12 protein-coding genes are annotated in these 13,624 nt (G+C 61.1%); 5 read left to right on the top strand and 7 right to left on the bottom strand.

Features of this window, described 5'->3' with window-relative positions:
• Window positions 1-3: 3 nt before the first annotated feature.
• Genes fliP through fliF form a run of 4 tightly spaced genes read right to left on the bottom strand, consistent with a single transcriptional unit; the run spans window position 4 to window position 3,200 of the window.
• A complete protein-coding gene (fliP, locus tag ACOQFT_RS10820) occupies window positions 4-735 on the bottom strand; it encodes a flagellar type III secretion system pore protein FliP (protein ID WP_421597934.1) in 732 nt (243 codons plus the stop codon).
• Window positions 735-1,022 carry a FliM/FliN family flagellar motor switch protein gene (locus ACOQFT_RS10815; RefSeq protein ID WP_170401225.1) on the bottom strand — a complete coding sequence of 96 codons (288 nt, stop codon included), beginning with the start codon at window positions 1,020-1,022 and terminating at the stop codon, window positions 735-737. Before ACOQFT_RS10815 ends, fliP begins: the two co-directional genes overlap by 1 nt.
• Window positions 1,015-1,611 carry an ABC transporter ATP-binding protein gene (locus ACOQFT_RS10810; RefSeq protein WP_421597933.1) on the bottom strand — a complete coding sequence of 199 codons (597 nt, stop codon included), beginning with the start codon at window positions 1,609-1,611 and terminating at the stop codon, window positions 1,015-1,017. Before ACOQFT_RS10810 ends, ACOQFT_RS10815 begins: the two co-directional genes overlap by 8 nt.
• On the bottom strand, window positions 1,611-3,200 hold the full coding sequence (fliF, locus tag ACOQFT_RS10805; RefSeq protein ID WP_421597932.1) for a flagellar basal-body MS-ring/collar protein FliF: 1,590 nt from the start codon (window positions 3,198-3,200) through the stop codon (window positions 1,611-1,613). The genes ACOQFT_RS10810 and fliF overlap by 1 nt, the downstream gene beginning before the upstream one ends.
• Window positions 3,201-3,319: 119 nt before the next feature.
• On the opposite strand from fliF, the gene ACOQFT_RS10800 reads away from it, so the two are divergent.
• From ACOQFT_RS10800 to ACOQFT_RS10780, 5 genes are read left to right on the top strand one after another with little or no spacing between them, the layout of a single operon-like run.
• A complete protein-coding gene (locus tag ACOQFT_RS10800) occupies window positions 3,320-3,817 on the top strand; it encodes a flagellar basal body-associated FliL family protein (RefSeq protein WP_421597931.1) in 498 nt (165 codons plus the stop codon).
• 9 nt (window positions 3,818-3,826) lie between these two features.
• The gene (locus tag ACOQFT_RS10795; protein ID WP_421597930.1) at window positions 3,827-4,426 is read left to right on the top strand and encodes a hypothetical protein; all 600 of its coding nucleotides are present in this window, start codon (window positions 3,827-3,829) and stop codon (window positions 4,424-4,426) included.
• Window positions 4,423-4,998 carry a MotE family protein gene (locus ACOQFT_RS10790; protein ID WP_421597929.1) on the top strand — a complete coding sequence of 192 codons (576 nt, stop codon included), beginning with the start codon at window positions 4,423-4,425 and terminating at the stop codon, window positions 4,996-4,998. The genes ACOQFT_RS10795 and ACOQFT_RS10790 overlap by 4 nt, the downstream gene beginning before the upstream one ends.
• Window positions 4,999-5,036: 38 nt before the next feature.
• A complete protein-coding gene (gene motA, locus ACOQFT_RS10785; protein ID WP_421597928.1) occupies window positions 5,037-5,906 on the top strand; it encodes a flagellar motor stator protein MotA in 870 nt (289 codons plus the stop codon).
• Entirely contained in the window at window positions 5,903-8,047 is a 2,145-nt protein-coding gene (locus ACOQFT_RS10780) for a hypothetical protein (protein WP_421597927.1), read from the top strand. The genes motA and ACOQFT_RS10780 overlap by 4 nt, the downstream gene beginning before the upstream one ends.
• Before the next feature lie 73 nt (window positions 8,048-8,120).
• Here the strand turns inward: ACOQFT_RS10780 and ACOQFT_RS10775 are convergent, their stop codons facing one another.
• From ACOQFT_RS10775 to betB, 3 genes are all read right to left on the bottom strand, one after another.
• Window positions 8,121-9,464, bottom strand: coding sequence for an MmgE/PrpD family protein (locus ACOQFT_RS10775; protein ID WP_421597926.1), 1,344 nt, complete (start codon window positions 9,462-9,464; stop codon window positions 8,121-8,123).
• Complete coding sequence (locus tag ACOQFT_RS10770) at window positions 9,461-11,902, bottom strand: GcvT family protein (protein WP_421597925.1); 2,442 nt, start codon at window positions 11,900-11,902, stop codon at window positions 9,461-9,463. The genes ACOQFT_RS10775 and ACOQFT_RS10770 overlap by 4 nt, the downstream gene beginning before the upstream one ends.
• 120 nt (window positions 11,903-12,022) lie before the next feature.
• Window positions 12,023-13,477: a betaine-aldehyde dehydrogenase gene (gene betB, locus ACOQFT_RS10765; RefSeq protein WP_421597924.1), complete on the bottom strand. Its 1,455-nt coding sequence runs from the start codon at window positions 13,475-13,477 to the stop codon at window positions 12,023-12,025.
• Window positions 13,478-13,624 lie beyond the last annotated feature (147 nt).

Here is a 13,624-nt window from a genome sequence, read left to right as displayed (position 1 = left end):
GCTCTAGGTCATGTAACTGCGCACCAATGCGCCGGCGATCAGCGACCAGCCATCGGCGATGACGAAAAATGCCAGCTTGAACGGAAGCGAGACGGTCGCAGGCGGCACCATCATCATCCCCATCGACATCAGCACCGCCGCCACCACCAGATCGATGATCAGAAACGGTAGGAAGATCAGGAAACCGATCTGAAAGGCGCGGGCGATCTCGGACAGCATGAAAGACGGCATCAGGATCGACAGCGGCGCCTCGGGCGACAGCGCGATGGCGTCTCCACCGGGGCGCAGGGCGGCCATGGACTGAAACGTATCGGGGTCCAGCCGCGCAGCCATGAAGGCGCGGAACGGTTGGATGGCAATTTCCAGCGCTGGCTCAACCTCCATCGTTTCCTCGACCATCGGTTTGATGCCGGTGGTCCAGGCCTCGGTAAAGACCGGCTCCATAATGAAATAGGTCAGGAACATCGCAAGGCTGACAATCAGCATGTTGGGTGGGGATTGCTGCAAGCCGATGCCCTGCCGCAGAATCGCCAGAACAGTGATCAGAAACGGAAAACAGGTGATCATGATTGCCAGCCCCGGCGCGAGGCTGAGCACTGTGATCAACAGGATCAGCTGGATGGTCCGCGCCGAGATCGAGCCCCCTTCGCCCAGTGACAGCGACAGCTCCTGCGCCGCAGCCAGCGATGGGGACACGGTCGCAAGCGCAACAACCAGCCAAAGCAGAATCCGCATCAACCGATCCCGTTCTGCAAATCCGCGATTTCGGTCAGGCGTACGGCCAGTTGCCCGGCCTGATCGCCCTCCATCTCTTCCAGCAGGCCACGGGCGACCAGTTGATCGCCGACATAGAGGTCAACCGGATCCTCGATCCGCTTGTCCAGCGTCAGCACGGCGTTTTCGCCCATGTTCAACAGGTCGCGGATCAAGGGTCGCGCGCGCCCGACCGAGACTGTGACCTCGATGGGGACGGCTTCGAACGGGTTGGCTTTTTCGGGTTTCGGGGTCTGGGAATCACTCATGGCTTACTGCCTCTTTTGCCTCAAATACATATGCGTCGAATGCCCCGGCGACCGAGGTAAGCAGCCCGCTGCAATCCACCTCACGCTGCGAGGTGCCGACCTGCAATCGCGCCTGTCCGGTCTCCAGCGAGGGGTCTTCGATCACGCGCGTGGGTGAGGACAGGTCTTGTGGCAACAGGACCTCAACCTCGCCCGTGCGGCCCGCGGGTACGAATATCTGCATTGGCTGGCCGACCTGCTCGCGCGCCATTTCGGCCAGTTGTTCAACCAGCCGCGCGGCAAAGCCGCGATCCAGCGTCTCGGGCAGGATAACCTGCACCAGACTTTGAAACATCGGCTCCAGCGACAGGGTCATCCGGGTGACGGCCTCGTGATAGGTAAAGGACATGTCCTCCAGCGATTTGGCCAGTTCGGCCGAAACCTGCCCCCGGCTCTGCTCCTGCGCCTGAACCGAGTCTTCCCAACCGGCGCTGTAGCCCTGTTCAAAGGCGGCCAGTCTTTGTTCTTCCAGCGCGTCCTCGTCCAGAAGGTGCAGCTTGCCACCCCCGGCCTGCAGGGTGAAATCCTCAAGAAGATGGGCAATCGACATCAGACACGCTCCTCCCCTTCTTCGAGCCAGCTGCGCAGGATTTCGACCGTCTCTTCCTGCTTGTCGCCGATCATCGCGCGCAGCCGATCCACCGGATCAGCACCCTGCTGAGCGGCCAGCGCCGGAACGTCGCCAGCAGGTGCCTGATCTGGAAGCGAAGTGAATTGGCCGTTCTCGTCGGTAGCGATTTCACCGGTCAGATAGGCCTCGGGTTCAGGAGTGGTCCCTGCAGGCAGCAGCGCGGGTGCCATCGCCGGTTTCGTCAGGATCGGACGGATCACGAACAGGCCGAGCACCAGCGAGACAATCGCCAGAACCGCCATCTGGATCAGCGACATCGCGTCGAAATGCACCTTTTGCCAGATTGAGGCCGAGGCCATCGTGCCCTGCGGCTCAACCACCGGCAAGTCCAGCGATTTCAGGGTAATGACGTCCCCGCGCGCCTCGTCGAACCCAACGGCCGAGGCGACCAGTTCTTTCAAAGCGTCCATCTCGGCCTCGGGCATCGGCTCAAAGGTCTCAACCCCGGCGGCGTCCACAGTGCGCGTTCCGTTGACCAGAACCGCCACGGTCAGGCGTTTGATCGCACCGGGGGCGTTGTGAACCTCAAGCTCGGTCTCGGAAACCTCATAATTCACCCGCTCGCGCGTCTGCGTTGCGTTGGAGTTCGATTCGTCGCCGCCAGCGCCATCGCCATCCGGCAGGTTCGACGCCACCGTGACATCGGCAGACTGGTTGCGCGCGCTGTCTGACCGTTCCTCGATATCGGTGCTGATGGCGACGCGGCCATTGGGGTCAAAGCGGCGCTCGCGGATGGATTCGGTCTTGGTCACCGTATCAACACTGACTTCGACCACCGCATTCCCGGTGCCGACGCGCGCCTCGACCAGTCGCATCACCCGTTCGCGCAGCTGTCGCGCCTTGTCATCCGCCGTATCAGCGGCAACGGCCGTTTCCTGCGCCCCGATCACCGCCCCGTTCGAATCGACGACCGTGACATTCTCGGGCGCCAGACCGCTGACCGCTGAGGCCACCAGAAACCGGATCGCCTTGGCCTGATCGGACGTGACCTGCGCCCCCGACGGTACCAGATAGACCGAAGCCGTCGGCGCCACGCTGCGCTGGAACGGATTGGTCGACCCGTTGGCGATATGTACCCGTGCCTGACTGACATGGGGGCTGCCGACAATGGTGCGGGCCAGCTCGCCTTCTTTCGCGCGCCAATAGGCGGCATCGAACATCTGCGACGTGGTGCCGAAACCGCTGAGCGAATCCAGCAGTTCGTACCCCTGATTGCCGTTGGCAGGCAGCCCCTCGCTGGCCAGGGTCATGCGCAGTTCATCCCGCTGCGCCCCGGGCACATAGATCGAACCGCCCCTGATCTCGTACGTAACCCCGCGCTGTTCCAGCGAGCGGACGATATCCCCAGCGGCACCGCTTTCCAGCCCCGCATAGAGCAGGGTCATCGACGGTGTCGTCACCAGACGTGACATCGCAAGAACCCCAAGAAACACCAGCACGACCGCACCGGCAACGATGATTTGTTTACGCCTGTCCAAACTTGCCCAGACAGTTCCGATCTGCTGCACGCTCACCTCCGACTCGCCGACATTCTGCCCGGCGCATCCCCTGTTTGGACGATTGCCCTTAACAATCGGTTAGTCCCTGCCGGGTTATGACGATTGCAGAACGGACAAATGAGGACGTCATGACTGACGCGACTGCAGAACAGGCAGAAGCCCCGGAAAAGTCTGGAAAAAAGGGGCTGATCATCGGGGTGATTCTGGCCGTGGCCGGGGCGGCCGGCGGGTATTTCCTGACCACGTCCGGAATGCTGCCTTTCGGCGGCAAATCCGCGATGGAAGAGGCCAAGGAAAAGGACAAGGGCAAGCCTGTCAAGGCGTTGCCGCAGGTGGGTTTCATCGACCTGCCGCCGGTGATCGTGTCGGTGAACGCGGGCGATTCGCGGCATCTGAAATTTCACGCTCAGCTTGAGGTGAACAGTGATTACGCCGCCGATGTCGAGAAGATGAAGCCTCGAATCATGGACATCCTGAACGGCTATCTGCGCGCGGTCGAAGTGTCGGATCTTGAGGATTCACTGGCCCTGATGCGCATCCGCGGACATCTGCTGCGGCGCATTGAAATCGTCGTCGGCGAGGGGCGCGTGCGCGATGTCCTCGTGATGGAATTCGTATTGAACTAGGAGGCGAAATTGGAGCTGATTGCAGATATTTTGCTGGTCGCCGGCGCGCTGGGTGCGGGTCTTTATTGTTTTGTGCTGTCCCGGCGGCTCAAGCGGTTCACCGATCTGGAAAAAGGCGTTGGCGGCGCGGTTGCCGTGCTGTCGACCCAGGCCGATGAGCTGAAAAAGTCGCTCGGTGCGGCGCGCGAGGCGTCGGACCAGTCCGGTGAGGTCCTGAAAGAGCTGACGCTGCGGGCGGAATCGGTCGCCCAGCGCCTGGAACTGATGATGGCCTCGATGCATGACATCGTTCCGCCCGAAGAAAAAGCTGTGAAAACGACCGATTCGGAACCCGCCACCCCGCCGAAAGAGACAAGCGCACAGCCTGAGGCGGATGAGGAAACAACCAAAGCAGGATCGGAAGACACGTCTGAGACGAACGAAAAGTCTGCAGAGACGGAAGACAGAGTTGAAGTGGCCGACAAGCCGGAACAGCCGGAAGACACCGCCGAAGCAACGGAAAAGCCCGAAGAGGCGGGCAGCGAAACTCCTGCCGCAACTCCGGCCAAGCGGCCCGATGGCCTGATGTTTTTCCGACACGACCGGTCTCGGGGTGAGGCAGCGACATGACCCGCAAGCCAACCGAAAAACGGCCAAAGAGTGGTGTGCTGGCGGTCATCTCATTGCTGATGATCGGGTCGGCGGCGATTCGTATCGGGTTGGAAGCAGGTCCCGCGCTGGCAAAAGGTACCGAGCCTTCAATGCCCGAGGCCAGGCAGGCACGGGCCGATTTACCCGGTGCACAGGTCTTGCTGACCGAGTTGCTGCGCCGGGAAGAGACGCTGGAACAGCGCGAGGCGGCAGTCCTGGACAAGGAAAAGGCGCTGGCCATTGCCGATCAGGCGATCGAGACCCGTCTGGTTGCGCTGCAAGAGGCTGAAGAAGCCCTGCGCGAAACGCTCTCCATCGCCGAAAAGGCCGCCGAGACCGACCTGACGCGCCTGACGGATGTTTATCAAAGCATGAAACCCAAAGACGCCGCCGCCCTGTTTGAGACGATGGACCCGAGCTTTGCCGCCGGCTTTCTGTCACGGATGCCACCGGACGCGGCGGCGGGCGTTCTGGCCGGGCTGAGCCCCGAGGCCGCCTATACGATCAGCGTCATCATGGCTGGCCGCAACGCGGCAGTGCCGCAGGAATAACATTTCAACCCCGCACAGGGCTTTGCTGGAGACAACCCATGATCGGATTAATCGGAATTGTCGTCATTTTCGCCATGGTGTTCGGCGGCTATCTGGCTGCGGGCGGCAAGATGGCCATCATCATGAAATCGCTGCCGTTTGAGATGATGATGATCGGCGGTGCGGCTGTTGGGGCTTTTATGATCAGCAACGACAAGAGTGCCGTCAAACACACCCTGAAAGACATGGGCAAGGTGTTCAAAGGCCCGAAATGGAAGCCCGAGGATTACCGCGACCTGCTGTGCCTGTTGTTTTCGCTGATCCGTATCGCCAAGGCCAACCCGGTCGAGGTTGAACAACATATCGAAGACCCGGAAAACTCGGCTTTGTTCTCGGCCTACCCCAGAATTCAGGCCGACAGAGAAGCCGTTGACCTGATCTGCGACACGATGCGGTCCGCTTCGATGAACTATGACGATCCGCATCAGGTGGAAGAGGTGCTGGAAAAGCGGATGGAGTCGAATTTTCACCACGCCATGCACTCCAGCCACGCCCTGCAGACGGTTGCGGACGGTCTGCCCGCCCTGGGCATCGTGGCGGCGGTTCTGGGGGTGATCAAGACGATGGGCTCAATCGATCAGCCGCCTGAGGTATTGGGCAAACTGATCGGCGGTGCGCTGGTGGGGACCTTTCTGGGCGTGTTTCTGGCCTATGGTCTGGTCGGGCCATTTGCCGGCAAGCTGAAAGCAGTGGTGGAAGAAGACAACCATTTCTATCAGTTGATCAAAGAGGTTCTGGTCGCCAACCTGCACAACCACAATGCCGCCATGTGTATCGAGGTCGGGCGTCAGAACACGCCGACCCATAACCGCCCGGATTTCACCGAGCTTGAAGACGCGCTGAAAGAACTCAAGCAGGCAGCCGCATGACCCGGTTTGCGCTGATTGTTTCCGCCCTGATCACAGCAGCCACAGGCGCCGCCGCGCGGGATGTGACCGTGCGCTCGGGCGAGCATGACGGCTATACAAGACTGGTTGTTCAGGTTCCGCCAGACACCGGCTGGGTATTGAAACAAACGAAAAACGGCGCACGCCTGAACGTCGCGCTTGAGGATGTGGCGTTTCGAACAGGGGCGGTGTTTCAGCGCCTGACCCAGAACCGCTTGGCCACCCTTTCCCAGGCTGAACCCGGTGCGCCCCTTGAGCTGGAGTTCGGTTGCGACTGTGTCGCCTCGGCGTTTCTGTTCAAGAATACGATGATCGTGGTGGACATCGCGCCCGGCACTTTCCTGCCACCGCTTACCAGCGACATTCCGGCTCTGGCTCTGCCCAAAGCCCCGAAGGAAAATTTAACGCCCGGGCAGGATCAGAGTATCGCGGCACTTGAACTGCCCTTGCTGAACCTGAACGCGAGCGGGTTCGAAGATCAGCTTGCAACGCGCCTGCTACAGGGTGCTGATCGTGGCATCATCGATCTGAACATTGCCCCGGTGGGGCCACGTGCCTCGGTTGGCAACCAAAGCCTGCTCATGCCGGCTGACGTGGAGCTGAACGTTCAGGTAACCTCAATTCTGGACACCCTGAACGGGCTTTTGGGTCCCGATGTTCCGCAGTTGGAACGGCGCCCCCCCTGCGTATCCAGCGCCGAGCTTGCTTTGGATGACTGGTCCGGTGAACGCCCGTTTGCCGAACAGACGGCACAGCTGAGGGCGGGTCTGTTTCAGGAGTTCGACACCATCGACAAGACCCGCGCGCTACAATTGGCAAAGCTCTACGCCTATTCCGGGTTCGGTGCCGAAGCCATCAGAGCACTGGATCTGCTGGGAGAGCGGTCCGTGGAAACCAAACGCATCGCTGCCATTGCCCGCGTTCTGGACGACGGACCACTGACTGAACCGAACCCGTTTACGGGCCTGCAGCGGTGCGATAGCGACGCCGCTTTGTGGGCTGCCCTGACCGAGGGCCGCTTGCATGAAGACGCCAATCTGATCGCGATTGAGCAGACCTTTGCGCGCCTGCCGAACCATCTGCGCCGCCATGTCGGGCCAAGGCTGTCGGACATTCTGGTGGACGGGCAGGAATTGGAAGCCGCCCGCCGTGTCTTGCGCTCGGTGGATCGTGTCGAGACTCTGGCCAGCGCAGACACCACGCAGGCCAAGGCAATGGTCGCCTCGGCCGAGCACGATGCCCCCCGGACCGAAGCCTTGCTGACCGAAGTGATCGGGGCCCCGGACGCCACGCTGGAAGCCCCGCTGGCGCTGGCCCGGCTGGTTGAAAAACGCTGGCTGGAGCGTGGGGCCGTCTCACCGCAAGAGCTGGATCTGGCGGAATCCTACACGGTCGAGTTTCGCCGGTCGGATATCGGCCTGATGATGCAGCAAACGCACGCGGTTGCCCTGATGCTGGGGCAGGAATTCGATGCGGCGCTGGACGTCGTGGCGGAGCTGCCCGAGGATGACGGGTCCGCCGAGACGCTTAACCGCGTGGTGTTCGTACTGACCGAACGGGCCGACGATGCCACCTTTCTGCGCCGCATCCTGAGCCTGCGCCAAGCCCAGACACAGGGGCTGACAACCGATGCGGCAATTGCGGTTGCGGACCGGTTGGCCGAGCTGGGGTTTGCAAGGCAGGCGCAGGCCCTGGCGAAACGCCCTCAGGACAGGCTCAAGCGCGGGGAACGGGCCCGGTTGCGGGCCAAGGCAGCGCTACTTGCGCAACGCCCGCATCAGGCGATGCTTGAGCTGGGCGATGATTCTACGGAACAGGCTGTTTCACTGCGGGCCGCAGCCCTGCAGGCCGCGGGCGAATTCGCGGCAGCGGGTGAGTTGATGCGCGCCTCGGGGCACGTGGAGGAGGCGAACCGGCTGTTCTGGCTGGCCGATCAGACGGAAAAGGCGGATCAGGATGACGGTACGAAATTCAGTCGTGTTGCAAGAACAACTGGGGGTTTGACGGCTTCACCGCTGCGCGTTCCTGAAAAACCACTGGCCGACGCGGAAGCCCTGTTACAGGACAGCGCCGATACCCGGCAAAGGATTACAGACCTCTTCGCAATGTTGAAGGAACAGTAAAACAGGCTCTAACACGCTGGAAAGCCGGTATCAGAACCAACGTCACCCGGATCAATGACCGGTCGCCCACCGCTCAGGGGCCGAAAATAAAGGGCGACAAGTCAGCGTATCGAGAGTTTGGGGTAACCCAGCCCAGAATGACATTGCGGATCGCCTCGGCTCGCGCCGCGCCTATAACCGGGGCGGCGAATTCCATGTATTTGGCGATCACCTCATCCCGGCTGATCGGAGCCTCGGGACCGCCGCGGGCGTGTATGTCTCCGGAGCCCAGCACCCGCCCATCGGTGGTTGTGATTCTGACATCGGCCCAGCGGCCTTCGGGAAATCGGGTGTTGTGCCGGTCAGATTCAGCCACGCTGATACGCGTCATCAAATCTGCCACGGCCGGGTCAGACAGCCCGGATCCGGAAATGTGCTCGACGCCGATCCGGCCGTATATGGCCTGCACTGCCACGGCAAAGGACAGAGAATACTGGGCTTGAGACGTCGTATCCGGCATTCCGGCATACAGGCAGACTGCCTGATGAAAGCTGTTGATCTGAATGGATTTAATTCGGCCATGGGACAGGGTGTTGTCCCGCATCACTGCCCGGACGCCATCTATCGCCGCATGGGCCCAGCGGCAGATCGGATAGGGCTTCACATATTGATGCTCGACCTGCCAGAACTGCCCCAGATCGGCCCAATGGGGGGCGGCGGCCTCGGCTTCGATCGTGATGGCAGGTGCGCCAGTAAAGCCACGCTCGGCCAGAATGGCGGCGGACATGCCAACCAGCGCACCCCAGCCCGAGCCGTCATGCAGCATCGTAGGGTTGGCAATCTCGCGCATCATCTGGCTGCGGGGGCCGTGGTATTCGGCAATCCCCATCGCATGCCGCATCTGTTCGGGTGTAAATCCCCGCAACCGCGCCGCCATCGCCACCAAGCCCAGCGCGTTCCACGCGCCCGAGGTGTGGTAGTCGCTGACCGACGCATGCAATGACAGCCCGGCCCGACCGGCGATTTCGTAACCGGTGATCACGGCAGCCAGCGCTTCGGGCCCGGTCAGGTCAGGCCGATGTTCCGCCAGGGCAATCAGTGCTGGCAGAACCACAACCCCGATATGCCCTTTGGTCGGGTTATATCCATCATGTCCGTCCAGATTGTCGGTCTGGGTTGCGGCGGCATAGGCGGCGCCTGCCATGCTGACCGGACGACCATCGAACATCATCCGCGCGCTGTAGGCCGGATCAGTGCTGGCATAAAGCAGCGCCGCGGTGTCGCGCGCAATCACCCCGGCCTCCATCGGGCCCGAGGCGATCAGGATGCCCATCGTGTCCAGCATCATCAGCGCCGCCGCCTCTTTGGCACTGTCCGGCATCTGATCAGCCGGGCGGTTCAGGGTGAAATCGGCAACGCGCGTGATGGTATCCGTCATGAGGCGCCCTCTGTCACCGGGTGGATGTCGCGCAATCGGTGACCCTTGGGGTCAAAGGGCGGTTCCGCAAGAATTTTGGCCCCGTGGCGCTTGCCCAGGATGAAGATTTCGACCGTATCACCCGGACCTGCCACCTTGGGGTCGGCATATCCGATGGCCAGAGATTTGCCGACCGAATACCCATACGCGCCCGAGGTCACGCGACCCACGGGTGTCCCGTCGGGGGTAAAGATCGGCTCACCACCTGAAGCATCGGCAACATCGGCATCGACCTCGAAGATCGACAGAACCTCGCGCGCCGGGTTGTCCTTGATGGCCAGATAGGCCTCTTTATGCAGGAAGGTCTTGTCCAGCTTGATCAGGCCCGACAGCCCGACCTCTTGCGGCCAATATTCCTGAGAATACTCGCGGCCCCAGGACCCATAGCCCTTTTCGATGCGCAGCGACCCCAGCGCACGGCCGCCGACAGGACCCCCTTTCAACGCCTTTGCGGCCCCTAAAAGCGCTGAATAGAGCCTGATTTGGTCAGTTTCAGCGCAATGCAATTCCCATCCAAGATCGCCGGTAAAGCTGACGCGGATGGCCAGACAGGTGACCCCGGCGACCTCGATCATGCGGGACCGCATGAAGCGGAAGCCTTCGTTGCTCAGATCCGCATTGGTCAGCCGCTGCAACAGATCGCGCGATTTCGGCCCCGCCACGTTGAAGCCTGCAATGCGGTTGGTGGCGACCTCGAAAGTGGTGCCCTCGGGCAGATCGATCATGTTGAAGAAGCGCTGATGATAGCGCTCGGCCATGCCCGAGCCGATCATCATATACTCGTCGTCAGCGACCTTGGTGATGGTGAAATCACCGGCCACACCCCCGCGGACCGAGATCAGCGGGGTCAGGCAAGACCGCCCAACCTCAGTCGGTACCCGGTTGGCGACCAGACGGTCGAGCCAATCATAGGCCCCTGGCCCCTTGATCACGTAATTGGCGAAGTTCGAGATATCGATGACACCCACATGGTCGCGCAGCATCTGCACCTCGCGCCCCACCGGCTCCCACCAGTTCTGACGGGTGAAGCCGTTGGTTTCCGCCGCGCCGGGTTGATCGGCGAACCACAGTGGATGCTCCCAGCCGCAGTTCAGGCCAAAGACGCAGCCCATGTCCTTTTGCATCTGATAGGCCGGGCGCACGCGTGCAGGACGACCGGCGCTGCGTTCTTCGTTCGGGAAGTGGATGGCAAAACGGTGGGTATAGACGTCCTCGACCCGCGCCTTGGTGAATTTCTTGTCGGCCCAGTCGCCGAACCGCGCCAGATCCCATGCAAACATGTCGTATTGCGGTTCGCCCTCGATCATCCACTGCGCCGACAGCAGGCCAAGGCCGCCGGATTGCGAGAATCCGGGGATGATCCCGGTACAGCAGAAGTAGTTGTTCAACTCCGGCACCTGTCCCCAGATCGCGTTGGAATCCGGAGACCAGATCATCGGCCCGTTGATCACCCGCTTGACGCCCGCAGTCGCGGCGACCGGCACGCGTTCGGTGGCGCGGATGACGTTCTCCATGATGCGATCCAGATCGTCGGGGAACAAGTCGTGGGCAAAATCCAGAGGAGTGCCGTTTTCAGCCCAAAACCGCATGTCTTTCTCATAGGCGCCGATCAGCAACCCGTTGCCTTCCTGCCGGAAATAGTACTCTCCATCCCGGTCGGCGATCGACGGCAGACGGCGACCCAAAGCGGCGACCTCATCAATCGCCTCGGTGACAAAATATTGATGCTCGGTCGGTTGCAGCGGCAGTTCGACTCCGGCCATCGCAGCCACCTCACGCCCCCAAAGACCACCAGCATTCACCACCCATTGCGTGTGAATATCGCCCTTTTCGGTGCGCACGATCCACGACCCATCGGGCTGCTGTTCAGTCCCTATTACGGGGCAAAACCGCTCAATTGTGGCTCCCATCGCTCGCGCTCCGGCGGCGTAGGCATGGGTCACACCGGATGGATCGACATTGCCGCCATCGGGTTCGAACATAATGCATCGGATATCATCGAACTGCGCCAGCGGGTGCAGCTCCGTGGCCTGCTCGCGGCTGATCTCATGGAAATTCAGGCCGTAGAACTTTGCCTTGGCCTCCTGCAGGCGCAGCTGGTGTTCGCGGTCCTCGGTCTGCGCCAGATACAATGACCCAGATTGGAAGACGCCACAGCCCTGCCCGGTCTCCTTCTCCAGCTCTTTATACAGGTTCATCGTATAATGCTGGATGCGGGTGATGTTGTTGTTGTCGTGCAGCCCATGAATGTTGGCCGCCGCGTGCCAGGTCGAGCCCGAAGTCAGCTCATCCCGTTCCAGCAGGACCACATCGGTCCAGCCAAGCTTGGCCAGATGGTAGAGGATCGAGCAACCGACAAGGCCGCCTCCGATCACAACGGCCTGAGCGTGGGTTTTCATCGGCGGACCTCCTGCTCGCGAACTAAGCGCTTGTTGGAAAGTCAGCCACAGGTCAGGGGCAGCTTATGCTCTGTTCCCGACGCGAAATGTCGGGAACAGAGCGTGGATCGCCGGTTTTGATCAGTAGGGCGCCTCGACATCGTTCATCGAAACGTAAACCGTCTTCATCTCGCTGAAGTGGTTGATCGCCAGTTTCGAGTTCTCACGGCCAACGCCCGACATCTTGGACCCGCCGAACGGCGCCTCAACCGGGGCGAGGTTGTAGGTGTTGATATAGCAGGTGCCCGCCTCGAAACCCGCCACGATACGGTGGGCGCGGGTCAGGTCGTTGGTAAAGACACCGGCGGCCAGACCGAATTCGGTATCATTGGCGCGGGCCATGACCTCTTCCTCGGTGTCGAAATCCAGCACCGACATGACCGGGCCAAAGATTTCCTCGCGTGCGATGGTCATGTCGTCGGTCACATCGGCAAAGACAGTGGGCTGCATGTAGAAACCATCGCCGTCGATCCGCTTGCCGCCATAGACCAGACGTGCGCCCTCGGCCTTGCCCTTTTCGATATAGCCCAGCGCAATGTTCATCTGGTTTTCGCTGACCATGGGGCCAAAGTTGACCTCTTCATCCAGCGGGTCGCCGATTTTCGCGGTTGCCAGACGTTCGGACAGGCGGGTAAGGAACTGTTCCTTGATGCCTTTCTGCACGAACACGCGGGTACCGTTGGAACACACCTGACCCGAAGAATAGAAGTTGCCCAGAATTGCGCCCGACACGGCGTTTTCGATATCGGCATCGTCGAACACGATCATCGGGGATTTGCCGCCCAGTTCCATGGTCACGTGCTTCATGCCATCCGCTGCGGCAGCATAGACCTTGCGGCCTGTCGGTACCGAGCCGGTCAGCGAGACCTTGGCGACGCGCGGGTCGGTCACCAGCGACGCACCGACATCGCCATAGCCCTGCACCACGTTATAGACGCCTTTGGGTGCGCCGGCCTCGATCAGAATCTCGGCCACTTTCAGCGCCGACAAAGGCGTGGTTTCCGAGGGTTTGAAGATCATCGTATTGCCACAGGCCAGCGCGGGCGCACCTTTCCAGCAGGCGATCTGGGTCGGATAGTTCCACGCACCGATGCCGACGCAGACACCCAGCGCCTCGCGGATCGTATAAACGAAGTCACCACCACCCAGCGGGATGTGTTCACCGGTCAGTGAGGCCGCCAGACCGCCGAAATACTCCAACGCGTCAGCACCACTGGTCGCATCGGCCACCAGCGTTTCCTGCAGGGGTTTGCCGGTGTCGTGGGTTTCCAGGATCGACAATTCGCGGTTGCGCGCGCGCATGATGTCGGCGGCACGGCGCAGAACCCGACCGCGCTCGGTTCCCGACATCGCAGCCCACTCAGCCTGAGCGGCTTTCGCGCTTTTTAGAGCCTGATTTACGATCTCAGGCGTGGCGGAGTGCAGCCGCGCGATGACCTCTCCGGTGGCCGGATAGATGACGTCGATCGGGGCGCCATTGGTGTCTTCGACATATTCGCCATTGATGAAATGGCTGGCCTTGGGCTGAAACTTCATGCCGCGTCCTTTTCTGTTCGGTTGTCCCTTTGAGACAGGGAAATGAGTGCGTTGCGCACGGGAATATCTTTTATTGATTGGCCAGTCAATAAACGCATGAGCAGGCGTGTTCTTGCTTAGCCAAAAGGGTCTACTCTTGAAATGAAA

Origin of the sequence: Ruegeria sp. MALMAid1280 (assembly GCF_049195285.1) — a bacterium.
Classification (GTDB): domain Bacteria; phylum Pseudomonadota; class Alphaproteobacteria; order Rhodobacterales; family Rhodobacteraceae; genus Ruegeria.
The sequence above is the reverse complement of the archived record's forward strand: the minus strand, read 5'-3'. Positions and strand labels throughout refer to the sequence as shown.